20 protein-coding genes, 2 tRNA genes and 1 pseudogene are annotated in these 24,192 nt (G+C 55.8%); 10 read left to right on the plus strand and 13 right to left on the minus strand.

Going from position 1 to position 24,192, the window contains the following annotated elements; genetic code table 11:
* Nucleotides 1-1,689 (minus strand): hypothetical protein (locus tag AMR42_RS20595; protein WP_099534343.1); only part of this gene is annotated, 1,689 nt, incomplete at its 3' end.
* Between the two features lie 179 nt (nucleotides 1,690-1,868).
* On the opposite strand from AMR42_RS20595, the gene AMR42_RS14300 reads away from it, so the two are divergent.
* Nucleotides 1,869-2,678: an HAD family hydrolase gene (locus AMR42_RS14300; RefSeq protein WP_099534344.1), complete on the plus strand. Its 810-nt coding sequence runs from the start codon at nucleotides 1,869-1,871 to the stop codon at nucleotides 2,676-2,678.
* A 23-nt stretch (nucleotides 2,679-2,701) separates the two neighbouring features.
* Here AMR42_RS14300 and AMR42_RS14305 read toward each other — a convergent pair whose 3' ends face one another.
* From AMR42_RS14305 to AMR42_RS14315, 3 genes are all read right to left on the minus strand, one after another.
* A complete protein-coding gene (locus tag AMR42_RS14305) occupies nucleotides 2,702-3,145 on the minus strand; it encodes a DUF5615 family PIN-like protein (RefSeq protein ID WP_099534345.1) in 444 nt (147 codons plus the stop codon).
* Nucleotides 3,142-3,843 carry a DUF433 domain-containing protein gene (locus AMR42_RS14310; protein WP_099534346.1) on the minus strand — a complete coding sequence of 234 codons (702 nt, stop codon included), beginning with the start codon at nucleotides 3,841-3,843 and terminating at the stop codon, nucleotides 3,142-3,144. Before AMR42_RS14310 ends, AMR42_RS14305 begins: the two co-directional genes overlap by 4 nt.
* A 187-nt stretch (nucleotides 3,844-4,030) precedes the next feature.
* A tRNA-Gly gene (locus tag AMR42_RS14315) sits at nucleotides 4,031-4,102 on the minus strand.
* A gap of 174 nt (nucleotides 4,103-4,276) precedes the next feature.
* Here AMR42_RS14315 and trpD point away from each other — a divergent pair.
* The 3 genes from trpD (at nucleotide 4,277) to AMR42_RS14330 (ending at nucleotide 9,305) form a co-directional block, all read left to right on the plus strand.
* Nucleotides 4,277-5,341: an anthranilate phosphoribosyltransferase gene (gene trpD / locus AMR42_RS14320; protein WP_099534347.1), complete on the plus strand. Its 1,065-nt coding sequence runs from the start codon at nucleotides 4,277-4,279 to the stop codon at nucleotides 5,339-5,341.
* A gap of 665 nt (nucleotides 5,342-6,006) precedes the next feature.
* On the plus strand, nucleotides 6,007-7,929 hold the full coding sequence (locus AMR42_RS14325) for a glycoside hydrolase family 9 protein (protein WP_234407014.1): 1,923 nt from the start codon (nucleotides 6,007-6,009) through the stop codon (nucleotides 7,927-7,929).
* A gap of 83 nt (nucleotides 7,930-8,012) precedes the next feature.
* Nucleotides 8,013-9,305, plus strand: a complete 1,293-nt coding sequence (locus AMR42_RS14330; RefSeq protein ID WP_099534349.1) for a polysaccharide biosynthesis C-terminal domain-containing protein — start codon at nucleotides 8,013-8,015, stop codon at nucleotides 9,303-9,305.
* A gap of 138 nt (nucleotides 9,306-9,443) precedes the next feature.
* On the opposite strand, the gene AMR42_RS14335 is transcribed toward AMR42_RS14330, so the two are convergent.
* Complete coding sequence (locus AMR42_RS14335; RefSeq protein ID WP_099534350.1) at nucleotides 9,444-10,730, minus strand: pitrilysin family protein; 1,287 nt, start codon at nucleotides 10,728-10,730, stop codon at nucleotides 9,444-9,446.
* 424 nt (nucleotides 10,731-11,154) lie between these two features.
* On the opposite strand from AMR42_RS14335, the gene AMR42_RS14345 reads away from it, so the two are divergent.
* Nucleotides 11,155-12,846 carry a GTPase family protein gene (locus tag AMR42_RS14345; RefSeq protein WP_234407013.1) on the plus strand — a complete coding sequence of 564 codons (1,692 nt, stop codon included), beginning with the start codon at nucleotides 11,155-11,157 and terminating at the stop codon, nucleotides 12,844-12,846.
* A 109-nt stretch (nucleotides 12,847-12,955) separates the two neighbouring features.
* Nucleotides 12,956-13,765 carry a DUF362 domain-containing protein gene (locus AMR42_RS14350; protein ID WP_099534353.1) on the plus strand — a complete coding sequence of 270 codons (810 nt, stop codon included), beginning with the start codon at nucleotides 12,956-12,958 and terminating at the stop codon, nucleotides 13,763-13,765.
* Here AMR42_RS14350 and AMR42_RS14355 read toward each other — a convergent pair.
* On the minus strand, nucleotides 13,762-14,208 hold the full coding sequence (locus tag AMR42_RS14355) for a DUF6636 domain-containing protein (RefSeq protein WP_099534354.1): 447 nt from the start codon (nucleotides 14,206-14,208) through the stop codon (nucleotides 13,762-13,764). The two genes, AMR42_RS14350 and AMR42_RS14355, sit on opposite strands and share 4 nt — an antisense overlap.
* 175 nt (nucleotides 14,209-14,383) lie before the next feature.
* On the opposite strand from AMR42_RS14355, the gene AMR42_RS14360 reads away from it, so the two are divergent.
* Nucleotides 14,384-14,770, plus strand: coding sequence for a hypothetical protein (locus tag AMR42_RS14360; protein WP_099534355.1), 387 nt, complete (start codon nucleotides 14,384-14,386; stop codon nucleotides 14,768-14,770).
* A gap of 79 nt (nucleotides 14,771-14,849) precedes the next feature.
* A complete protein-coding gene (locus AMR42_RS14365; RefSeq protein ID WP_099534356.1) occupies nucleotides 14,850-15,143 on the plus strand; it encodes a DUF3288 family protein in 294 nt (97 codons plus the stop codon).
* A 349-nt stretch (nucleotides 15,144-15,492) separates the two neighbouring features.
* Here the strand turns inward: AMR42_RS14365 and AMR42_RS14370 are convergent, their stop codons facing one another.
* The 5 genes from AMR42_RS14370 to AMR42_RS14390 all read right to left on the minus strand — a co-directional run bounded on the left by AMR42_RS14370 (nucleotide 15,493) and on the right by AMR42_RS14390 (nucleotide 21,539).
* On the minus strand, nucleotides 15,493-16,197 hold the full coding sequence (locus tag AMR42_RS14370; RefSeq protein WP_099534357.1) for a phycobilisome rod-core linker polypeptide: 705 nt from the start codon (nucleotides 16,195-16,197) through the stop codon (nucleotides 15,493-15,495).
* A 677-nt stretch (nucleotides 16,198-16,874) separates the two neighbouring features.
* The gene (locus AMR42_RS14375) at nucleotides 16,875-17,735 is read right to left on the minus strand and encodes a DUF6671 family protein (protein WP_099534358.1); all 861 of its coding nucleotides are present in this window, start codon (nucleotides 17,733-17,735) and stop codon (nucleotides 16,875-16,877) included.
* Nucleotides 17,736-17,765: 30 nt separating this feature from the next.
* Nucleotides 17,766-18,881: a calcium/proton exchanger gene (cax, locus tag AMR42_RS14380; protein ID WP_099534359.1), complete on the minus strand. Its 1,116-nt coding sequence runs from the start codon at nucleotides 18,879-18,881 to the stop codon at nucleotides 17,766-17,768.
* A gap of 60 nt (nucleotides 18,882-18,941) precedes the next feature.
* Nucleotides 18,942-20,597 carry an Ig-like domain-containing protein gene (locus tag AMR42_RS14385; protein ID WP_099534360.1) on the minus strand — a complete coding sequence of 552 codons (1,656 nt, stop codon included), beginning with the start codon at nucleotides 20,595-20,597 and terminating at the stop codon, nucleotides 18,942-18,944.
* 159 nt (nucleotides 20,598-20,756) lie between these two features.
* The gene (locus AMR42_RS14390) at nucleotides 20,757-21,539 is read right to left on the minus strand and encodes a TIGR03943 family protein (RefSeq protein WP_199291510.1); all 783 of its coding nucleotides are present in this window, start codon (nucleotides 21,537-21,539) and stop codon (nucleotides 20,757-20,759) included.
* A 611-nt stretch (nucleotides 21,540-22,150) separates the two neighbouring features.
* Here AMR42_RS14390 and AMR42_RS14395 point away from each other — a divergent pair.
* Nucleotides 22,151-22,726 (plus strand): DUF4214 domain-containing protein, encoded by a 576-nt coding sequence (locus AMR42_RS14395; protein ID WP_158234488.1) that lies wholly within the window; start codon nucleotides 22,151-22,153, stop codon nucleotides 22,724-22,726.
* A gap of 105 nt (nucleotides 22,727-22,831) precedes the next feature.
* Nucleotides 22,832-23,524 (plus strand): calcium-binding protein, encoded by a 693-nt coding sequence (locus AMR42_RS14400; RefSeq protein ID WP_099534363.1) that lies wholly within the window; start codon nucleotides 22,832-22,834, stop codon nucleotides 23,522-23,524.
* 194 nt (nucleotides 23,525-23,718) lie between these two features.
* On the opposite strand, the gene AMR42_RS14405 is transcribed toward AMR42_RS14400, so the two are convergent.
* Together AMR42_RS14405 and AMR42_RS20600 are read right to left on the minus strand one after the other, a co-directional pair.
* Nucleotides 23,719-23,795: transfer RNA gene (locus AMR42_RS14405), tRNA-Met, on the minus strand.
* 212 nt (nucleotides 23,796-24,007) lie between these two features.
* Nucleotides 24,008-24,192 (minus strand): annotated as a pseudogene (locus tag AMR42_RS20600) (ABC transporter ATP-binding protein); the annotation flags it as partial.

Below are 24,192 nucleotides of genomic sequence, written 5' to 3' on the forward strand. Positions count from 1 at the left end.
CCGGGGGACAGGTGCGGGCGCGGGGGCAGGCACAGGTACGGGAGCAGGCGCGGGCGCAGGCTGAGGATCCCGAGGTGAGGGATAGTCATCCACATTCAGCAGGGTGATGTGGCCCTCAAAAATGAACCATTCCAGCCGGTTATTAATGGGTTTCACCAGCCGAATTCGCAGGTGATCGCCCACGTCCTCATAGCTGCGAATTTGGAATTCTCCGGGGGAAAGAGCCACCTTTTCCGCATTGCCCAAGCTGCTGGACTGCAAGGGGCGGGTCTTGAGGAAGGTACTGGTTTTCACCAACATGGTGGCCGGTTCCAAAAAGTCCGCATGGCCCCGGTAAACAAACCATTCCCGTCGATCGCGGATTGGCTCCACGGTCAGGATTCGATAGTGAGTTCCTTGCTCGATCGAGTCAATCAGCGACAGTTCCCCGGCGGGCATGGCGGCCACCTCGTTTCGCGGCAGGGCGCTAGCCTGAACCGGTTGACTTTTGAGGACGGTGTTCTGTTTTAGGATCATCACCTGCCATTGCATGGTGCGCAGATCCGTTTCCAGGGAGCCGATCGCGGCCTGCTGGGTTTCCAAACCGCGCCACAGTTGCACCAACCGAGTCAAAGCACCCTGTTGATTTGGGGTTGCTCGGTAGGCGGCTGGCAACCGCCGCAGAAAAGAGAGCAATTCCCGATCGAGCTGGGCGGCGGCGGTGCTGGCTTCGGGGGCCGCCGGATTCGCAAACACAATCGGATTCACCCCCAAGCTGGTGAGGGCCGCGTTACGATTGTCCAAATCTCGCCACATGCGGACGGTTTCGGTGGCCGCATTGCGCTGAGTGCCGCTGCCCGCATAGAACTCCGGAACCCGCAGCACAAAGGCCAGCAGGGCCGGATCGTAATTACGGGGCAACAGGCTTAAGTTGCTGTCGCTGAGTGAGGCGATCGCCGATTGGCGCGAATCCAGTTGCCGCCAAATTTGCACCAACCGCAACAGGGCCTCTCGCTGGTGAGGAAAGCCGGAATAGTTGGGCGACAAACGCTGGATGAAGGTGACCAAGGCTGTGTCCAGGGCCGCATCGGTGTAGTTCAAGGCGGGCAACCCTAAGGAAACCAAGGTGTCCTCCCGGGTGGCCAGGCCGCGCCAAATGCGGGTCGCTTCAATCAGGGCTTCCCGTTGATGCACGTAGCCTTGATAGAACTGGGGCAGGCGCTCGATCGTGTCGAGCAGGGCCCGATCGATGGTGAAGGTGCTGCCGGTGAGGGCGGTGTTGGCGGGAGCAATCTGGGTCGATCGCTCCAAGGTGCAAAATTGGCGATAGGCGGCCGTCAGCCGATCAAGCGAGCAACCAGCCAGAATTGGCCCGCCAATGGTTTTGTCTTCAAACCCCCGAGCCAACACAGCCAACACTTCAGGGCTATATTGTCCAGCGTTCACCTGCCAGATTCGATCGGCCTTCCAACCGGATTGGATCAAAGAATCCGTTAACCGTCGCACCAACAGGGCCGCTTCCATCACCTGATCCGGCAGGCTGTCCACCTGTTCTTGATCCGCACTGGTTAAGCCCAACCCCCTTTCCCCTTCTGGGGTTGGCTGATCATGGGCTTCCTGGAGCGCGGGCAAAATGGGCATATGAATTCCCGCTCGCTGGGCAGCCAGGTGAAACAGATGCGCGTCCCGATCAAGTGCGGTGGTAGCCATGAGTCCAGCCAATCCGTTAAATACGTTTAAATACGTTTGCAGGGTTTAGACGGCCTGAAGGAGCGTTGAAGGCCGAATCAGAATTTGTTCAGACAATTCAGACCATGGGGCGATCGCGCCACTTGCGGCCAAAACATTCCCCACTGTACATTGCGATATTTGCAAACGGGTCGATCGCTATGCCCTTGTCTCCTCAGTCCTCGCTGGCGGCGATGGCCGCTGCCCTTGCTCCCGGCCTTCGGGCGATCGCCACCGATATGGACGGCACCTTGACCCGATCGGGTCGATTTTCCAGTCACCTGTTTTTAGCCTTGGAGCGCTTGCAACAGGCCGGAATTCCCGTTCTGATCGTCACCGGGCGATCGGCCGGTTGGGTTAGCGCCTTGGTGGAATACCTGCCGATCGCAGGGGCGATCGCGGAAAACGGCGGGCTGCTCTATCGGCGCGATCGCCCCGAGGGACAATGGCTAGTGGACGTAACCGACCCGATCACCCATCGCGATGCCTTGGCCGATGTCTTTGGCATCCTCCAAACAGAATTTCATCATCATTTTCCCCACCTGCACCCGGCCCCCGATAACCGCTTCCGAATCACCGATTGGACTTTTGATCTAGCAGATTTGCCGGGCATCGATCGCCAAACCCTATCGGCCATGGGGGAATCGTTGGCGGCCTTGGGCTGGGGATTTACCTACAGTGCCGTGCAAGCCCACATCAAGCTCCCAGAACAAAACAAGGCTGCGGGACTCCAACGGGCGATCGAACTGTTGTGGCCCGGTTGTTCCCTCGATCAAATCCTGACGATCGGGGACAGCCCCAATGATGAAAGCCTGTTTGACCCGACCCTTTTTCCCCGCTCCGTCGGCGTGGCCAACGTGCATCCCTACCTCAGCGAGCTGCTCCATCAACCGGCGCACATCACTCCCAGCGCTGAGGGAGAAGGTTTCTGCGAACTAGTGGCCGCCATTCTCGCTCATTGGGCCGACTGAGCCTCCATGTTCAAAGAATTTTCTCAAAGATCCAGCAATTCTCTCCCCTTCAATAGTTTGAGCAACTGGGTACGATTTTTCCAGCGTTCAACTCTGCCATCTCTGTAGATTTTGGCAATAAAGGGCGCTTGGTTGCCCTGGCTGAACCGTTCTAATTTGGGTAACACCTCAACAAATAAGGCAGCCATTTGCTGACGGTTCAAGTTGCCTGACACTAAGATGAAAACCCTTGCTTCAGCACGGGCGATCGCCCCCAATTCCAGCTTATTGGTTCCAATCGCCTCATCTTTGGTCAGCACGACCCAACCCCGATCGCCCACCACCGTCAACCACTCTGGGTCAGGGGTATTTTGGGCAAAAAAATTGCCATGATGCTCAACTTGAGCACCCACCTCCCTGAGGGCCTTGGCCACCGACTTTCCGAGGCACCAATCAATGAAGAAAATAGGGCGATCGGCTGGAGTCACGCGGCACGGTTTTGAGCTTCAAACTGAATGGCAGCCTTAACTTGTGCAGGAGAGCAATCAAACTCATCTGCTACATCGTCGATCGAGTCACCCGCATCAATCAGGCTAACAATGGCAGCGGTAGGCACTCCCTGACCTGCAATGACCGGCTTACCAAACCGAATGGATGGGTCGAGGAAAATAATCTTGTCAGTGCCTGGCTCAGGAACCCACTCAATGATGGGAAAAAATCGGTTGGCGATTCCCTCTGCATTCCACTCAATGCGGGTCAGCAGGTGTTTCAAGGTTTCACGCATGGCAAGCTGGCCCGATCGGGAAACATTAACCAGCCGATCCACTTGATCCACAAACAAATCAACCCCATCGGTTTGAAACCGTCTCATCACCAATGGGTGAGCCGTGTCAAACTGCTGGCTCATGTAATCTAGGGCATTGCGAACTTTATCAAGCTTGACCTGATGGGTTTCACGAATAATTCGCAAAACATGAGCCTCTACCAGGTTTGTGAACGAGAGCTGGGGCAGCGCTAAATCGGGCCGCTGAATCAGTGGCTCAAACGCTTGCTGACCAATCTGGGTGGCATAGGAACGCCCCTTAAGCCAAGAGCGCAGAGTCACAACTGGGATACGCAAATATCGCGCAGCATCCGTCACCGAATACGCTGGGGTGTTATAGATATCGTCATCCCACTTCACCATGTGTTGCCCAAAACAGTTTTGCTGACCAAGCGTTATCGGATTTTTGCTGAAGACTGAGGCAGCACCTAACCAGGGCTAATTAATCACAATGATGCCATTGCAGTGATCAGGGAACTCGGTCAAGCAATCTGAGCGATTTGTCTAAGCGATTTGTTGGTTACCTGAAATCGCAGTGTCGCAGAAACTAAGCGGGTGATGGGACTCGAACCCACGACATTCAGCTTGGGAAGCTGACGTTCTACCACTGAACTACACCCGCGCGGTTGTTACTTTACCCCAATTGCTTGCCTTTGAGCCACTGAATCAACCTCTAGCCAGCCCTCAAGCAAGGGGGATTGGTGGGCTGATTCTCGGCTTGGGGGCCCGGAATTTTGAGCGCGGATAGTATTCTAGCACTGGACTTTCTCGCGCGATCGCCCCTGGAGCTTCGGTTATGACTGCCGCCGCCACGACCTTTGATGGGCCCACCCTGTTGAAGCAACTGCTCGATCGAGCCTCCCTGTCCCAAGCTCAGGCCGCCCAACTGATGCAAGCTTGGTTGGATGATGGGCTGGCTCCGGCCCTGTCGGGCGCAATTTTGGCTGCTCTCCAGGCCAAGGGGGTAACGGCTGATGAGCTGGCTGGGATGGCCCAGGTTTTGCTGAGCCAATCGGTGAGCGTGACGGGTGATCCGCTGCCCAGCCCCTCGATCGACACTTGCGGCACGGGTGGCGACGGGGCTTCCACCTTCAACATTTCCACGGCCGTCGCCTTTGTGGCCGCCGCCGCTGGGGTCACGGTGGTGAAGCATGGGAACCGGGCCGCTTCCAGCAAGTCGGGATCCGCCGATGTGCTTGAGGCGCTGGGAATTCGCCTCGGCGCAGATCCTGCCCAAATCCAAGCGGCGGCACATCAGGTGGGGATCACGTTTCTGTTTGCGCCCGGTTGGCATCCGGCCATGAAGGCCGTCGCGCCCATTCGCCAAGCCCTGAAGGTGCGCACCGTGTTTAACCTGTTGGGGCCCCTGGTGAATCCCCTGCGGCCCACGGGTCAGGTGATCGGTACTTTCAAAAGCGATTTGATTGAGGTGATGGCCGGGGCCCTGAATCGGCTGGGCACTCAGCGGGCGATCGTCCTCCATGGGCGCGAAGGTTTGGATGAAGGGGGGTTGGCGGATGTGACCGATCTGGCTGTGTTGGCCGATGGGGCGATCGCCCGCTTTGAGTTGGATCCGGTGGCGGCCGGCTGTGCGGCCGCGCCCACGGCTGCCTTGGTGGGTGGTGATCCCAGCGAAAATGCTGAAATTTTGCGCCAAGTGCTTCAAGGTCAAGGCTCGATCGCCCAGCGGGATGCCGTGGCCCTGAATGCATCCCTGGCCCTCCAAGTTGCCGGGGCGATCGCTGAGCCGATCGGGTCGCCGGAAGCCTGTGCTGTTGGTGTGGCTCGGGCCAAGGAAATTCTGGCAAGCGGGGCCGCCTGGGAAAAACTGGTGGCGCTACGAGAATTCCTAAAAGCCTAAAGCTGCCGAGGATCAGGGGGCGATCGGGCGGGATTAGGGCTGATTTTTGGCGGTTCTTTTTCCTTCCCGATCGCAACCCGTTGGCATAGTTGCTAGATTTCCAGCAAGTTTGTGCCGCCAAAAAATAATGCCAATCTGGAAACCTAATTTGTGAAGATTCGGTTAACGACTGCTTTCAAAAAAAGATTAATCTAAAGACTATCTCCCTTCAGGGCCCAGACGCTTTTTCCATTAGTATGATAGAAAGGCTAGGCTAATTCAGGTGGCATCGCGCTCAACCCAACTTAAAATCCAAAAGAATTCAAAATTTGGGAATTGACAAGCACCACAGCCTCAACCCATTTGATCAATTGAGAGTAACCATTCATGGGTTCAACCATGATCAGCCTTACAATCAATTCAATTACTGTTTTTTGTTGTTTAATTTGATACACACTGAGGACATAATAAATTATTCTTTTTCAGAATTATTTAATTCGAATATTTTTAATTATTGGTCGATCTTGAATCATTCTAGTCATTTTCTCGAATAGTTGATCTGATTTTTCTTGAAACTATGACTTGAAATTATGATCTGAGATAACTACCTAAAGTTCTGATCTCAGTCGTCCTGCCTAGCAATGAAATTTGGCTAATAGCACCTGTCCCAAGGAGAAAGGTTTGTGATGCAACGTTGGAAGTGGGTTTGGCTGAGTGGAGCGTTGCTAGCGGGGCTAGGGATCATGGATTTCGGGTCTCAATCCTTGGCGAATCAATCGCTGTTCCAATACACCATGCAGGCTTGGGCATCACTGCCATTCAACGGGGGAACGGGGGGGGGTAGTGAACCCATTCCCCGAATTTTGGTGGATCAGTTTGGCTATCGACCTCAGGATCCCAAAGTGGCGGTGATTGCTTCTCCGCAGCGGGGTGAAAATGCCAACCGAGCCTTCACGCCGGGATCGGTTTATGAAGTTCGAAATACCTCGACTAATGCGGTGGTTTTTTCGGGTGCTCTTACCCCTTGGAATGGGGGCCAAATCCACGGTCAATCGGGCGATCGGGCCTGGCATTTTGATTTTTCGACCGTGAAACAATCGGGAACCTATGTGGTGGTCGATCAGGAACGGGGCGAGCAATCATTTCCCTTTCAAATTCAGGCCAATGTTTACCAAAAAAACCTGGTAACCGCCACACGTGTGTTTTATTACCAGCGGGCCGGTTTCAACAAAACGGGTTCTGTGGCTGGGAAGTGGCAAGATGGGGCGGCTTTTTTGGGCCCCAATCAGGATTCTCAAGCTCGATCGGTCAGTGCCAAGGATGATCCCGCCACGGCCCGCGATTTGCGAGGGGGATGGTTTGATGCAGGTGATACGAACAAATACAGCACCTTTGCGGGCCCCGTGGTGAATCAACTGCTGACGGCCTACGAAGAAAACCCCCGAGCCTTCACCGATCGGTTCAACATTCCCGAATCGGGCAACGGCATCCCCGACCTCATCGATGAGATTAAGTGGGAGGTGGATTGGCTGAAGCGAATGCAGGAAGACGATGGCGGCGTGTTGATCAAGGTGGGCGTGCTAGATCACAATGCGGCCGATCGCCCCAGCCAAGATCGTCGCCCCCGATATTACGGGCCCAAATGCTCTTCCTCCACGATCGCCACGGCGGCCGCCTTTGCCCATGCGGCCCGAGTCTATCGGCAGTTTCCCGCCCTGCAAGGGGAGTCCCGAGATTTGGAACAGCGGGCCATTCGGGCTTGGAACTGGTTCCAGCAAAGTCCCCTCAAGACCGATTGCGACACCCAAGAAATTAAAGCCGGGGATGCCGATCGCCCCGTGACCGAGCAACAGGGCAATGCTGCCGCCGCCGCTGTTCACCTGTTTGCCCTCACCGGCAACCCCGACTACAGCACCCAACTTGCAAAATATCTCACCGCTTCCCAGCCTTGGAACGACAACGTTTGGGGTCGGTATCGGGCCCACGAAGGCGATGCGCTGCTGCTCTATACCCGCTTGACCAACGCAGATGCCGCCTTGGTCAAGCAAATCCGCGATCGATTCGTGGACATGGTGCGCACCCAAACCCAGGCCTACGGCTTGCGTATGGATCTGGATCCCTATCGGGTGTCACTGCCCGATGAGCAATATCACTGGGGCAGCAACCAAGTTCAGGCCAACTATGGCAACAGCAACCGGGACGCAATTCGCTATGGCGCAGTGCCCGATCGCAACACCAGCCTACAAGCCCGGGCTATGGCCCACCTGCACTACCTCCATGGCGTGAATCCCTTGGGGTTTGTTTACCTAACCAACATGGGCAGTCTGGGAGCCGAGCGATCGGTCACCAGCATGTATCACGAATGGTTGGGGCGTGGTGAGTATGAGCGCGTTGTCCCCGGAAAACCGGGCCCGGCTCCCGGATATTTGGTGGGCGGGCCCAACCGCGACTACACCGGCAACCAAGAATCCGTCAAACAACAGCCCATCCAAAAGCGCTATCTCGACTCACCCACCGGCTGGCCGGTGAATAGTTGGGAACTCACGGAACCAGCCATTTACTATCAAGCGGCCTACGTTCGTTTGCTGGCCAGTATTACCAGTCCGTAATCTTTTCCAGAGGTTTTGTGTAGCGACGGTGTTAGTTTGGGTGCAATTTTCCACTCCTTTCCACTCTTCACTCACTAGCTCCTATGCCCAACCTTCAAGGAGTCCTGCAACGTCTGCGCACCACTCTGGGGAAATCCTCGGTGCAAGACAATCTCTGGATGATTGCCGCCAGGGTGATTAGCGTGGCGATCCAGGCGCTGTACTTCATTTTTGTGGCGCGGTTTTTAGGATCCAAAGAGTATGGCGAACTGATCGGGGTGTTGTCCTTGGTGGCCATGCTTTCGCCTTTCATTGGGGTTGGTTATGCCCACTTGTTGATGCGGACGGTTTCGCGCGATCGCAGCAGTTTCCGCACCGAGTGGGGGAAGTCCCTATTCGTTTGGGGCTGGTCTTCCCTGCTGGGCATTGGGTTGGTGATGTTGCTGGCGAGTCGAATTTGGGGCAGCCAAGTTTCCCCCTGGTTGGTGCTGTGGATGGCCCTGGGGGACTATTGGGGCGTTTGTCTGCTGGAATTTAGCAGTTCGGCGTTTTTATCGGTGGGGGTGGCGGCTCGCCCAGCCCAGCTCAAGGTGCTTTTCAGTGCCGTGAAGTTTTTGGCAGTGGGGGCCCTGTGGCTGGTTCCCGACTGGCGATCGGCAGAAACCTGGTCGATTTTTTACTGCATTGCGTCAGTGTTGCCGGCCCTTGTGGCCTTTGTGTTGGCCAGTCGGCAGGCGGGCTGGCCCCTGTGGCCCAAGCCCAATTGCGAGTGGGAACTGGGTCAAGGGTTTTACTTTTCGATTGCCGGTTCCGCTGAAACGATTAATGCCAATGCGGATAAAACCCTGCTCTCTAGCTTGGTGAATGAAGAGGCTGCCGGGATCTATGGGGCGGGCTATCGGTTTGTGGATGTGGGCTACCAGCCGATCTTGGCCATTGGAGCGGCGAATTATGCTCGCTTTTTCCAGGCAGGTACTAATGGCATTGACGGCAGTATTCAGTTTGCCAAGCGCCTGTTTCCGCTGATCGCGGGCTACGGGGTGCTGGGGGGATTGGGGATGTTTTTCTTTGCCCCGGTGGTGGAGTGGATTTTGGGGTCGGAATATCGCGAGGCGATCGGGGTGTTGCGTTGGTTCGCCCCCGTGCATTTGATCTTGGGAATGCAGTATTTGGCGGCCGATTGCCTCACCTCTTCGGGCCACCAGGGGCAACGGAGCTTAATTCAAGTCACCGCTGCCATTTTGAATGTGGTGCTGAACCTAATCTTGATTCCGTCCTATTCCTGGGCGGGGGCCATTTGGGCGACGCTGGCTTCGGAAACGTTCAAGATGGTGGGGCTGTGGGGAGCGGCGGCCTTTTTCTGGCGGCGCGAGTTGGCCATGAAAACCAAGGGTTAATCAACGGGTTAATCAACGGGTTAATCGACGGTTAGGAGTTGGTTGCTGTGCAAGCCGATTGATTTTCGGACTTGCCAAGCATTCATCATGATGAGCGCAAGGAACTGAGACCCCTTGTCTTGGTCGATCGATCCCACTCTAGGACGGAACCAAGGTAACCATGGCATAGCGATCGGGGGAAAGATATTTTTGTGCCACCCGTTGCACGTCTTCGGGGCCCACGGCCTGGATCCGATCGGGATAAACCGTTGCTTCGGGCAGTTGATCCAACAGGCCGTAGTAGCCATAGAGGCTGGCGAGTTGGTTGGGGGTTTCCGTGGCGAAAATATAGTCGCTGCATAGAAGACGCTGGGCCCGCTTCAGCTCGATCGGGTTAATGGGGTGATCGCGCAGCAGGGCCAGATGATCACAAATGCAGGCTTCCACCACGCTCACATCCCGCACATCCAACCAAGCGCCGATCGTGAGTAAGCTGGCATCCCGTTGGGCACTGGCTTCGCAGTCGATCGCCAAAACCCATTGCCGGTCTTCGCGCAAATCGCTGACCAAGCGCGAGGTGCGCCCAATGCCGAGAACGGTGGCCAGCACTTCCAAAGCATAGGTATCGCCAATGTCTTGCAAGCTGGGCCCCGTCCAGGCCATCATCACCCGAGCTTGTTCAAGATAGGGCCGGTGTAGCTCTTGGCGATGGACGGTGGCAATCGGCGGAGTTTGCCCGATCGGCTGGGGAGGACAGGCTTGGGGCTGACCAAAGGCCGCAAAGGCCGATTCCATCAAGTGACGGGCGCGATCGGGCGGCAACCCTCCCACCAGGGCCACCACCAGATTTTCCGGTTGGTAGTGACAGGCATGGAACCGCCGCATCTCAGCGGGCGATCGCTTCATCAAGGATTCTTCACTGCCCAAAACCGATCGCCCATAGGCATGGTCGGGATAGACCCGCGACAGCAGCATCTGAAATCCCACCCAATCGGGGCTGTCATAGGCCTGGCGGATTTCTTCGAGCACCACCGATCGCTCCAGCTCAAATTCCTGGTCGGGAATCGTCGCATTCAGCAACAACTCCGCCAAGTGGGGCAGGGTGGCTTCCGCATGTTCCACCGCCGTGGTTACAAAATAATGGGCATAATCGTGACTGGTGGCGGCGTTGGTGGCTCCGCCGCGACTCTCGATCGCCCGGTCAAATTCCCCGGGGCCCAACCGGTCAGTGCCCTTAAAAATCATGTGTTCTAGGAAGTGCGCCATCCCATCCCAGGCGATCGGTTCAGCCACAGCCCCCGCCTTCACCCACACATCCATGGTCACCACCGGGCTAACGGGCACATAGTGATAAACCACCCGCAAACCATTGGCCAATTGCCACAGTTCCGGCTGTTGACGGTTGGGGCGAGGAACTTGCTCAGTTCTCCAAGGACTCTGTACCATCCGATCGCCACTCCTAAAACACAACTGGGATCCGCCATCGTAGCCAGCACCTTTTATCAGGAACCGATCGATTCGCTACAAAATCCCAGTTCTCTAGTTTGGCAGGCGATCGCTGTCCCAGACCAGGGCTGAATGCTCACCCGTCATCACCCGTAACCAATGCCATTGAATGATAGGAGCGGTGTAGGGATTGCAGACAATCTTCAGGCGCTAGACCTGTTCTAACCGATTGCAGCCGCGATTTTGAGAGATTGAATCCTTGGTTTAAAGTTATGCTTTGGATTGTTGAGATTTGAGTGAATTTATTAAATTTCAAGCGAAAATTCCCAGTCAAACTTTAAGGAAATTCAAATTTCACTCGATCCTCGTCCAAGACCTGTTCAAGACCCGTTTCAGACAGCAACCACCGCTAACTATTGCTGATATGCCGGATTTTGATTCCCCCGCTCCTGAACCAACAGAAATAAAAGCCTCAGGGGCCGATCGCCCGGCTGATGGGCCCTCGTCGGGGGCGATCGAGCCGCCGGAAGTCATGCCGCCGGACATGATTCCAGAAGGCGCAACGGGCCAGGATGCGGAGCCGTCTTCAGCGTCGATCGGGGAGTCGCCCCGCGAGCCGCAGCGCCCGGGGTTGTGGACCAATGCTTGGCAATCGGCAAAGGATCGGCTGACGGGCTTGAATCTGCCGAATTTACCCAGTTTGCCCAACCTGCCCAACTTGCCGACGGAATTACCCAATTTGCCTCGTAATTGGTCGGTTAATTTGCCGAATTTGCCGAATTTACCTAATCTGCCGAACTTGCCAAATTTGCCAAAAAATTTGCCGAATCTACCAAAGAATTTGTCGGATCTATCTGCCGCCCTAGGTCATCTCAAGCCCGGCGAAACCCTGGCCCAGGGGGTGCAATCCCTGACCCAATGGTTTAGCGTCAGTGACGATCGGGTGGCAGCGGTGTTGGCGGAAGTGCGGGCCCAACTGCCCACCACAGAAGTGACCTTGTTGGGAAAACCCCAGGCGGGCAAAAGTTCGATCGTCCGAGGGCTAACGGGAGTTTCGGCGGAAATTGTGGGCCAAGGCTTTCGGCCCCACACGCAACACACGGCACGCTATGCCTATCCCTCCGATGAGTTGCCGCTGCTGATTTTTACGGACACGGTGGGTTTAGGGGATGCGGAACGGGACAGCCAGGCGATCGCCCAAGCCCTGCTGACGGATTTTGACGACGATCCCGATCGGGCCAGAATTTTGATCCTCACGGTGAAGATCAACGACTTTGCCACCGAAACCCTGCGGCAAGTGGTCGCCACCCTGCGCCAACGCTATCCCGCCGTGCCTTGCTTGCTGGCGGTCACCTGTTTGCATGAGGTTTATCCGGCAACGGTTGAAGATCACCCGGCGGATCCTCTGGGCTTGGAGGCGGTGGCCCGGCCCTTTGCGGCATTGCAGGAAGCCTTTGTGGGCCTGTTCGATCGCGCTGTGCTGTTGGATTTCACCCGCGAGGAGGATGACTATCACCCCACTTTTTACGGTCTGGAAGCCTTGCGCGATGCCCTGGCGGATTTGCTGCCGGAAGCCGAAGCCCGCACCATCCATCAATTGTTGGATTCGGTTTTGGACGGGGAGCCGGGCCGCCAAATCAGCAACCTCTATCGGGATGTGGGGCGGCGCTATGTGTTGGCCTTTGCGGCGGCCGCGGCGGCAGTTGAGGCCGTGCCTTTGCCCTTCGCATCTATGCCGGTGCTGACGGCGCTGCAAGTTTCCATGGTTGGCTTGTTGGGACAGCTCTATGGCCAAAAACTCACTCGATCGCAAGTGGGCGGCATCATCAGCACGATCGCGGGCGGATTTCTGGCCCAGGCGATCGGGCGGGAGTTGGTGAAATTTGTCCCCGGCTTTGGCAGTGCGATCGCCGCTTCCTGGGCGGCGGCCTATACCCTGGCCCTGGGAGAGGGAGCCTGTGTCTATTTCGGAGACTTGATGGGCGGCCGCAAACCGGATCCTGATCGCATCCAGGCCGCCATGAAAGCCACGTTCGATCGGGCCTTCGATCGCTCCCGCCTTGACCCGCCCGATCCGGAACCCACCGACGCACCCAACCCACCACCAGCTCCCTAGGGTCGATCTCCCTTTGCTGGTTAATTGCGAGTTTATGATTCTTGCGGATTATCTGGGCCGGCAAGCCACCTAGCCCAACGATTCCATATCGCTTCGTCCCCCTTTCTCCATGACTGCCACCCTTTCCCCCGCCATCCCGCCCACGGCCGTTGTGGCCAGCGAGGCTTGGAGCTATCAACCCCCTGCCGAGGCGATCGGGGCACAGCGAATTTTAGTGAAACCCAATTTGGGCTATCCCGTGGGGCCACCGGTCACCGTGGGCGATCGAGTCTTGGCCACTGTTTTGCAAACCTTGCGATCGGTTGCTCCCCAAGCGGAAATCTTGATTGTGGAAGGTGTATGCTCGCCGGTTTCCCTCGCGGAAATTGCCCAGCGGCGCGGTCTGCATCGGTTATTGGATCAGGGCATGGCCCTGGTTGATGCGGACAGCCTGCCCTTGGCGGAATACGAGAATCAATCGCCCTTACCCGTGCGCTTTCGTTCCATGTGGGCCCCGGCCCTGTTGCGGGAGGTGGACTGTCGAATCTCGATCGGGGCCCTCAAACGCACCCATTTGAAAGAGGCTCCCCTCATTTCCGCCTCTCTTAAAAATCTCTACGGTCTCTTTCCGCGCGATCGCTACAAAGCACGCAGCCCCTACTCCCGTGGCCAGCTCCATCGCCCCTCTGTGCCGCAGGTTTTGCAGGATGTTTATTTCTGCATTGGCCATCTGTTTAACGGGGCGGTGGTGGATGGCACGGTCAAATATTTCAGCCCCGACTATCGACCCGATCGAGGGCAAACCCTACCGCTCGATCGGGTCTTTTTTGGCAGTGATTTAATTGCAGTCGATCGGCTCGCTTGCCAAACCGGCCAAGAACCGCTGCCCGATTACTTGGCCGCCATCGATCGGCTCAGAACCCAAAGGAATGTCCCCTAGATTTTTCGCCAGCGTTCTCGACTCAAGAACATGCCCCGACCATTCCGAGCACGGCAGGTTAAACCGGTGGTTTTGGCTTCGCAACGAAATCCATTTCGCTCCCAAACCTGGTTGTAATTCAATCGAGGATATGGGCCCGCGATCGTGTCTCCCGCACAAAGCACCTCGGTCTGGCCGTTGGCATTCAGCAAGATTTCATGACCCCAATCCAAATTACAATCGGCGGGCTGCGGGGGCAGTGGCCGCAACCCCGACTGCACATGGCAGCGCAAATAGCCCTGGCCGCCATCCATCCAAGAGCCACAGATAATGTTACCGCTGGGTAACACAAACCCTTGAATCCCGGAATCAGCCTGCATAGGATGAACCTGAACCGTGCCCCAACTGAGGCCAGCCACCGCCGCCGGAATTAACCATCGAGAAAGTCGCGCAAGAGAATCCATCAGTTTCTACAGTTCCTAATGCCTTTTGCCCTGTTCTCATCGCGAGCCAAGTAACAGCCGTTGGGCCGTTTCGCCGCAACACAACCCGATGCTAGCCGATGGTGAACAATGAGGAAATGTATATTACGCTACAAATCGGGTATAATACCGAGCACCATGAGTGACCCCAAGCCCTATGTTTACTGATCTGCTGCCATTGTCTCTGCATGTGGATGCAGCCCTTTTGGCAAGTTCAGGCCTGTGGTCACTCGCTCTCTATTTGGCGTTGCCGGCCGTGAGCGATCGGCTGATGGATCTCTTGATTCGCTGGTTTGACTTTGCCGAGCGATCACTCTATTTTTCCACGGAAGAATTTGAAAAAACTCGGACTGTTCGCGAATCCCAAAACGCTTTTTATGCCTCCATTTTCAGTGTCATTCCCTTTCTCGGGTTTGGCTTTTTGGTGCATCTGTTCTTGTCCCAGGCGATCGGGACAGTGGCCACACTGGGCCTATCAGGCTTAGCCAGCGCCACGGCCGGCGTTTGGGAAACGATGAAGCCGAAAAACAGCAACCAGAAGTAAGGTCAAAATAAGAGAGAAAACAGAGAGAAAGACAAGTTAAAAGTAAATAAAAATAAAAATAAAAAAAGTAAAAACGTAATTGAACATGAAACAGCAAGATCAACAACACCCACAAGAAATGGTCGATCGCAACTTGGTGCAAGCCATTTTGACCAGCGATCCCACCGATTTTTATGTTTGTGAATTAGCCAGGTTACGAATTCGCTATCGCAACTTTCCGGGAGCCAGACAAATTCAAGCCGACCTGGACAAAGCCCTCAGCCGCTGGGGGTTTGATGAGGAATCACTCTATCAAAAAACTCGCGAATTGCACGCCCAAGGCAATATTTATCAGGTCAATAGCCGTCGTCGCGATGAAGAAGATTGGAGTTAAAACCTCATCAATTGGGCTATCAATACCTGTCAATACAAGGGTGTCTGAAAAGCCTAAATTGCTACCTTACGGGTCTGACCAAACAACAAAGACAAGGAGCTTAAGACCCTTGCCCCAGCGACGATTTGTGCTTGATCCACGCTAAAAAATACCTTGTAGACATCCTCTAATTCAGTCTTGATCAGCAATTGCGATCTGAAAATCTAAAAAACTGCCTCGGGAGAGCACGGAAAACTCCCGAAGCAGCATCTGGGTCGTCTGGCTTTGCTCACAGAATCCTAGGCTGCATTGAGCCGAGTTGATCTGTAAGGGAAGGATTGATCTACATACAACAAAAAAGAGAAACGGCTTAGGCCGCGCTGCTTCCGATCGTCACAGAGAACAGCAACAACGCCGCAATCAAGAGCGACATGCCCGCCAACAAACCGATCGCCGTGGGCCAATCGGCCTGGCGCATAAAGGTTTCCCAATTGAACAAACCAAACTGCACATCCATGGGTTTCGGCAAGCGATCGCGATAATCTTCGCCATAGCGAGCCGTGTGCGCAAAGGTCACTGCACCGCTCGATCGCTGAGGCAAAATCCGCCGCCGTTGATAGGGAACCGTGTCCCGTCCAAAGTGGGTTTGATATTCCTCGCTGTTGAGCAACGAGTCAATGAAGCCATTCAAACCTTCGGTGGCCAAAACGATCGACCAAGACAGTTTTTCCCGATCGTTATAAACCTCGCGACCCAAAATTCGCTGCACACACATCTGCACAAAGCGATAATTATTATTGGTGTCGTAATTGCGCGTGCGAAACACTTCGGAAGTGGCCAGGCCGCGAATGAAGTCTTGCACCGAAATTTGACCGCAGCGCAGTTGAGATTCCAGCGCCAAAAGACGGCTGCTGGCCGTTAGCTGTTGCTCATTAAAAATTTGCCGATAGGCCGCGTGAATCACCTCATCAATCTCATTGGTGATGAGACGCAAACCACCTTGATTGGCAACTTCAAAACCATCCACTCGCTGGTTTTGAGAAGTCAGGGGGTAATCCAGAAGGGGAAGTGCCATAAACCAATCACTCTTTCAGTTTCAATTCCGGATTTATAGAAGCTCGGTGGCTCCTGGTTGGAAGCCAAAGCCGAAGCCAAAGCTGAAGCCAAATTTTTGGAATCTGCTCAGTTTTGCTGAAGAACTGCTCTGGAAATTGGAATCAAAAGATTGTGCAGTCCAGAGCAGATTGGCACTAGCAGGGAAGGAGATTTTAAAGAAGGCAACTGAATAGATTAATCCATCAAATTGCCAACAATGTTGAACAACATTCTTCTGAGGTTTAAACCACAACCTGCTTCAGCATAGGTTAGGGCATGAGTAATTAAGCTTAGTCATTTGAGAAAAGTAGGATTCCGCAATTCTTCTCAACTCCAAAGGCGGTTTTTTGCAAGTATTTGTAAGCTTTTCTCAGAGATTGAAGATTCAATAAATTTGATCTTCTTTGGAAATTGCAAAATCTCAATCGGTTCGCGCTTAATTCGCGCTTGATCGCCAATGATTCTGTTCTCGATCGCCTGTTAATCCAAAATCTCTGAAAATGAGAGTATGTAAAAAAATGTAATCTCCATGAGGAGCGATCGAACCCATCCAGGGCCGGTTTTGCAGTCCCCGATCGATTGCTGGAGCTTTTGATTTGGCTGTTGATTTTGGTTCCGAGCTTTGAGCCGGTTTTTGAGGCCCTGGTTTTTGAGGCCCTAAGGATTGCAGAAGGGGCAGTAGGTGGGATCCGCAGTGGTTTCGCCTTGGGGAAAGGGATCGTCCTGTTGGTGGCCGCAGCGATCGCAAATGGAGCGATGCAGGCGAATGAGCGGCGTGGGCAGCCCACATTCACCACAGGGCAACCCCGGCAGCCGCTGCGTGACCCAAAACCCCGGCCAGTGACAAACGGGACAGGTCGATCGCGCCTTGGCCACCAGGTTTTCCGTGGCTTGGGCAATCACCTGCATTCGCGTGGGGTTATGCATGGCTCGCATATCCGTTTCCACCCACAGGGAGCCATCGGCCGATCGGGTCAGGGCCTCGGTGACGGCCGCCGCCAGGGCCGAGCGATCGCGCAGGCCCTTCGTCACCCCCTGAAGGTTTTGGGGTTCGCCCCAACCCACCACCAGCCCGTGATCGGGAAAACCAATGGTTTCAGCAAATTTTTCCACTTCCGCCCAACTGCGAACCCGTCCTTGGCGATAGTTGGTTTTTAGGGAAATGGCCTCACCGACTAACTCCAGCCCCAGGGATTGATCAATCAGCAGCACCAATTCCCGGTTAGCCGCCGCGAAGGGGACGCTGGGATGAGGGCCAAAGGAACCTTCACTGGCCAGGGCGATCGACCCATCGGTTAGCGCCAAGGCCGCCCGGGCCTTAGCCCGGGCCGTGGCAAGCTGATCGCCGGGTCGATCGACCTCTCGGGTAAAGGTGCCAAACCGATCCGTATCCAGTTCCGACGGCACGATCGAGCGCAGGCCCCAGGCTTGCTCCAAAATCGGCGCAATCACCTGTTCCTTGCCATGCATCGTGGCGATCGTGATGGTTTCCCCTTCCCAAGCGTCCGTCAGGTTCATTGTTCCCCAAAAACCGATGCCCTCAAGTTCCTAACTGGCAATTGTGGGGTGGAAGAAGAAGGCCAAACCCAGCACCAAATAGGCTGCCAACAACAGCAACCCCTCCAGCCAATTGGATTCCCCGTCGGAGCTGATGGAGTTGGCGATCAACACCGAAACGGCCACGGCCACCAGCTCAAAGGGTTGGAAGTTCAAATCCATGGGTTGCCCAAAAAACCAACCGGCAATCACCAACACCGGAGCCACAAACAGGGCAATTTGCAAGCTGGAACCCATGGCCACCGAAACGGACAAGTCCATTTTGTTTTTCATGGCCACGGTGACGGCGGTGGCGTGCTCTGCTGCGTTGCCAATAATCGGCAACAAAATCACCCCGGTGAACAGTTCCGTCAGTCCCAACTGTTCGGTGGCCGTTTCCAGGGAATGCACCAACAATTCCGACTCGATCGCCACAAAAATCGTGGCCGCCAACAACACCCCCACCCACAGGGGCAGGTTTGGCCGGTGCGCTTCCCCTTCGCCGGTCGATTCGTCGCTGGCTTCCGGATCGGGCACGTCCCCTTCTGCCACGGCCACATCGTAGAGATAGCTGTGGGTTTTCATGGAAAACAGCAGGGTCATCACATAGACCAAAATCAAGACCACCGCCACCGCCGTCGAAAGCTTCTGCAAGACGCTCTCGGCAATGCCCACGGAGGTGAAGTTCACCGCTGTGGGCAGCAGCATGGCAATCACGGCCAGGTTCATGGACGAGGCATTCATGCGGGCAATGACGGGCTGGAAGGTTTGCTCCTTAAAGCGCAAGCCACCCAAAAACATCGACAGCCCCATGACTAACAACAGGTTGCCGATGATGGAACCGGTCAAGCTGGCTTTCACAACGCCAACGTAGCCCTCTTTGAGCGCAACCAAGGCCACAATCAATTCGGTGGCGTTGCCAAAGGTGGCGTTCAGCAATCCCCCCAGGGAGGGGCCGACCAGCCCGGCGAGTTCTTCGGTGGCATGGCCCATCCAGGCGGCGAGGGGCACGATCGCCAAGCAAGCGGTGATGAACACCACCAGCGGACTCCAGTGCAACCATTCCGCCGCGATCGAGACGGGAATAAACCCCAAAAGGATGAGGAAGACGAGATCTTTTTTGCTCATTCTTTTTTGTGTTTGTTTGCTTTTTGCGTTTTCTGCTGGGGGTTAATCAACGGACTTCGGTTAGGGGAGCCAGCGAGGACGGGCCCCAGGCAGTGGTAACGCCTGCGGGGTCAATTTGGCAAAGGTTCCATCGGGATTTTGGGCCACGGGCAACAACCAAAGTTGGCTGTGCTCAATTTTATTGCCATCACTGGCTTCGGGTCGGCGGGCAGCTTCGGGGTCGGCGCTCGATCGATCCGCACGGTTGCCCCGTCCTGACTCCCGATCGTCCTGGGTGGTTTCTTCTTCGCCTGATTTGGACTGATCAGACTGATTGGACTGATCAGCGCGATCGCCCTTGGCCTTTGCCTTGGTGTCGATTTGGTCAAACAACAGGGCTGCACCATCCGGCGATAGATCAAGGGCAATATCGAGCTGCTCCGGCAACAGCAACAGGGGCGACAGGGCCTTGGTTTTTAGGTCAAAGGCTCCGATATAAGGTTGTTCGCGGTAGTTTTCGTCCTCAACCCGTTGGGTAACCAAGGCGTAGAGCACACGGTTATCGGGGGTGAATTCAGCGCGCAAAATTGATCCTTGAATTCGGGCCAGTTCCGTTTCGCCGCTGGGGGTGACCACAAAGAGCGATCGGGTAAAGTCACCGTTGAATTTCACCAGGGCCGCCGCTGAACCGTCGCTGGCAAATCCCAACACGGTTCCAAACTTGGGTAAAAAGTCCAGGGGTTGAATTTCCCGCCGGTAGCGATCGTTGTTGCCCATGTCAGCTTTGGGCAGGGGCAAAATGGCCACCCCCTGCCCCTGGGTGATGGCGATCGATTGGCTGTCGGGCGTAATCACAAACTCGCCGCCGCCCTGGCTCTCCAGCTTTTGGGGCGTTTGCCGATCGCGCAGCAGCCACAGGCTGACATTGCTGGCATTTTTGCGCTCCGCCCGTTGCACCAGGGCCGCCGAACCGTCGGGGGCCAAGTCAAATTTCAAGTTTTGATAATCCCGGTTATCCAAGACTGGCATCACCTCGCCAGCCGGTTCAGGCGCTTGGTTGGTGACGCTCAAGCCTGTGGTGACCGTATAAAACTGCTGTTCGAGCAGGCTGGGGCTGTCGGTTTTTTCCAGGGTGCTGGTTTCGGTGGCAGAAAACAGGATCCGATCGCGGTTGGGATAGGGCTTGAAGTCGTTCACCAACAGGTTCGGCGGGGTGAGGATGGTTTTCCGCTGCTGGGTCAGTTCATACAGGATCAGGCGGCCGGCTTCCTCGCCTTCGGTGCCAATGTAAGCAAAAACCCGATCGCGCGATCGAAATGCCGCCGAGAAGGACTCCGCCGGTTTGCTGTCTTCGCGGGTATCGCGGGCCCCGGCTCCCAACTGAAGCTGAAAGCTAGTGCCATAGGGTGCTGGGCGATCGAGCGTGAAGGCCATGCGAGTGCCGGCCCAGCTAACTTTCCCTTCCAGGGGAGGATCCAGTTTTAAATTAGCCTCCACACTGTCTCGATTCATCGGCCGATTGAAGGCCAACACAAAGGCGCGATCGTCCGCCCCAATGGTGCGATCGGCCCATGAGAAGTCACGCACCCGCGCCGCCGATCGATCGCCCAGCACCAACAAAGCCGCGATCGCCACCACCAAAGCCGCGATCACCAGCCAGGCGGCTCGGTCAATGGGTTGCCATTGGGGATTGCCCTTGGGGCTGTTTTGCCATCGATGTTGCACGGATCGCCACATACCCAATCAGAAATTCCTCAGTTGATTGCACCGGATTGCGCCTGATTGCGCCGGATTGCGCCTTTGCTGCCGCCCGATCGCCCCTAAAAATCACGCCCAAGAGTCATGCCCAAAAGTCATGCCCAAAAGTCACGCCCAAGGGTCATGCCCAAAACTCATCTAGAACTCATAGGGATTTTTGGGAACCGGAATCGGGCGCATCGTTTGTGGCGCGATGCTCAACACTCGCTCGCCCTTGATTTCATCCACCGCCATTCGCCCCTGAATTTCTAGCCAAGTATCAGGGGGATAGTCCGGCATATTGGCCGGCCGGCGCACGGGCAGCCCGATCGGGTAAGCATCCGCCGCACAGCAGGTGATCGTAAACCGCGAAATCCAAAACACATCTGCCGGATAGCCCTCCACCTTGGTGACAAAACCGCTGATGTTCACCGGTTGGTTTCGGTAGGCTTCCGGTTCGGGATAAACCTCCAAAGTCCGCACCCACTCAATCAGCGATCGCTGTTCCGGGCGCTTGTTGCTGCGAAAGGCCTTGGGCGCACGGGCGATCGCGGTGGTGGGGTCGCCAATGCCCCGTTGCAAAGCTTTGTGGCTGGTGAGGGGCTGCGGCGCAATCCAAAACCCCCCGATCGCCGCCAACAGCAATAACAGCGTTGCCCACCCCTTGGGCAGCAAACTGATGTGTTGTTCTGAGTCAGGATCCGCCGCCAACGACAATCGCCGCCGCAACAACCGCCCAGATTGCACCAAATTAATCGCCAGACTGGCCGCCGCCATCAGCAACAAAAACCCCGTGACCACCACCAAGCCGTGATAGGCGGGATGGATCAGCAGGGCCAAGCGGCCACCGTGCCAGTAGTGCAACATCAGCGCTCCCCACGCTGCGATCGCTGCCACATCGACCCAAGGCAGCCAGTTCGATCGACTTGGTTGTGACAACACGGCCGAAGCAGCTCCCATTGGAGCCGTCGCGCTAAGGAATGGCTTCATTGTACGGGGTGGTTTTGACCCCAACCTAGCGTTCCCGTGGTCATGCTGCCCCTCAAATGCCCAGTGAATCAGCCTTTCAGCCCCCTTCGGTCTCCATTCTGAGCCAACGACCACCGGAAGATTCAGAAGGGGCGCGAGACGGCCCCACGGCCCAAAAAGTTCCGAGGGCAAGACAATGCAACAAGCGGCTAAAACCCACCCAAATTCGGCTGCTGTCCCCTTTACCGTTAAACACAGGCTTGATCGTTTATGGCTGGTTTTGTTGATAGTTACATGAGTCGTTTTGCTAATGCTTTTTCGGGTGACTGCTTGGAGAGCTTCATGAATAGTTTGGAAAATTTCATGAATCATTCCATGCTGTTTCACTGATGTTAATGCCACCGGAAAAAATCCAAAAAAATCCCTGCAATTCCTGAATTCCGCCCCCAGAGCCGAGAGACTGAGCCTGGAGGTTTGTGGCTAATTCAGAGGGATGCCAAACAATCAAAAAACAGTTCATCCATCGTGACATCTCCCCAGGAGACACAATGGAGGCTCAACCATTCAATCAGGAGATGATTCCTATGAACCGTTCTGTGAACCGCACCTGTACTGCATTGGCAGCATTATTGTTAGGGTTAGGAGTGGCCCATGGGGGCGGCGCGATCGAGCCAGCCATGGCCCAAAGTTCCTGCCGCTGGGAAGGGGGCCAGTTGCGCTGTGATGATGGCAGCCGATCGGACAGCGATCGCAACCGGAATCGAGACCGCGATCGGGATGATTATCGCTACTACGATCGCAACGAAGAACGGTATCGCGACGACTACGACAACGATCGCAACAACTATCGAGGCGATCGACAGGACTTGGAAGATCGGATCGATCGGCTCTATCGCGAAGTGTTGGGCCGGCCCGCCGATCGCAACGGACTGCGTACCTACGTGGATCGGGTGCGCGATCGCAACTGGTCGCTGCAACGGGTGCGGGACGAATTAGCCAACAGCCGCGAGGCCGAATCCGCCATCGATCGCGCCTATCAAGAAATTTTGGGTCGCCGGGCCGACAGCCGAGGAATGCGCACCTACCTCGAACGGCTGCGGGGGGGCTGGTCAATCCAGCGCGTTCGGGAAGCCCTCATGAACAGCCGCGAGCGGCGATAACACCCAGCTCAGCTCCACTTGCCCGGGTCATCTCGGTATTGCTGGACGGCTCCTAACCCATTCCTAAAGACCACCCATTCCTGAACAGAGGACAGATTCTTCACCATGGCTCGGACGGATATTGACTATCTCGATCTCACCAACAACAGCGAAACCATCTCCCTCGCAGCCGGCCAGCAGGGCCGCCTGGGTGTGCGGGCCCTCGCAGGCAACGATTACATCAACGGTTCCAGCGACAACGACACCCTCTATGGCAACAGCGACAACGACACCCTGATTGGCAACGAAGGCAGCGATGTGCTCTTTGGGGGCCAGGGCTTTGATTTTGTAATTGGTCGCGATGGGGATGACCTGCTCACGGGCAACCTGGGCAACGACCAACTAGAAGGCGGCGCAGGACGCGATACCCTTCGTGGCGGTCGCGACAACGATATTCTCTACGGCCAAGAGGGTGATGATCTGCTGGCCGGCGACTTGGGCATCGACACCCTAATCGGCGGCACTGGGCGCGATACCTTCGTCCTGGCGGTTGATGATGCCACCACAACCATTGCGAACGCCGATGTGATTGTGGATTTTGACTTCAACGGTGGAGATTTCATCGCGATCAGTCGTCAGGTAGACCTATTTTTTGATAATTCCCTCGACTATTCGCGGATTGTGGGTTTTGGCAGTCCCGATGTGAAGGATGTGTTGATTCGTGTGGGCGGAGCCGTGGGGCCAATCATTGGAGTTGTGGTGGATGCGACCGATCGCCAAGTGGCCCAAGCCTTTGCTGAAGGGCCAAGGGTTCTGTAGCCCGCTGCCAATTGAGGGCTGATCAAAGGGTTGATCAATTCGTTGCTACGGCGATCGCACCAAAATCTGGCGATCGCACTAAACCAAAAGTGCCCCGCTACGGGTTCGTAGCGGGGCGGTCTTTAGGGTTTCAGATTTCGAGACTTTTGAGGGGTCTCTTCTTCAGTTCGCTCTGACTTGATGTTCAGATGATTTGGTGGCGGGGAGCGGATTTGAACCACTGACCTTCGGGTTATGAGCCCGACGAGCTACCAGACTGCTCTACCCCGCGGCGCGAATTCAAATATAACCGGAAGCCCTAGAAAAAGCAACTACTTTCTGAAAATTTTCTCCAACGCCACCCACAAGGGCGCAAAGGGAGGCTGAAAAAGCTGAAAAAACGTTGAGCGAACGGTTTGAGCAAACGGTTCAACCAGACCCAGCCTTAGCCGCGATCGGCTCCATCCGCCCACCGGTCAACTGAGCGATCGCCCCAACCGCCGGTCAAAACATGTCGAGATCGTCTACCTGCACAATTTCGCCATTGAACAATTGCGCCAAGCTACGGGCACTGCGGGCCACCAAGTCATCGGGCCCTGGTGGCGGGGGTGGCCCCGCTGGCGAAGGGGGCGAAACGGATTGGGGAGAAGCGGCGGGGGGCAGTTGGGGCGATCGCACAGGGCGATCGG

This window comes from Limnothrix sp. PR1529, from assembly GCF_002742025.1.
Lineage (GTDB): Bacteria > Cyanobacteriota > Cyanobacteriia > CACIAM-69d > CACIAM-69d > CACIAM-69d.